Genomic DNA, 242 nt, shown 5'->3' with positions numbered 1-242 from the left:
GGCCTGTAGTGTATCGTATCTGGGACTTGTGGTGATGCCGGCAAAAATCTTCTGCACGGTTCCCAGGGGAACACCGGATATCTGCGCAATCATTTCGTTGGTGTAGCCCAGCTCCTGCTTCTTCTTCTTCATTTCTGTGATTGTCATTGCGGGGACCTCCTGATGAGTTATTTAAGATATCCTGATTATATCACAATTAGTTCCATTATAAAACCGAAATCGCCAAAATAATTCCATTTAAA

At 43.0% G+C, this 242-nt stretch carries 1 protein-coding gene; it reads right to left on the bottom strand.

Translation table 11 applies throughout. The features are described 5' to 3' along the window. On the bottom strand, positions 1 to 132 hold a 132-nt coding region (locus tag D1841_RS18515), incomplete at its 3' end, for a helix-turn-helix domain-containing protein (RefSeq protein ID WP_371722225.1). Positions 133 to 242 lie beyond the last annotated feature (110 nt).

The organism is Neglectibacter sp. X4 (assembly GCF_009917365.1).
GTDB lineage: Bacteria > Bacillota > Clostridia > Oscillospirales > Acutalibacteraceae > Acutalibacter.
Note: the sequence above shows the minus strand (reverse complement) of the source record. Positions and strands in the feature narration are given on the sequence as shown.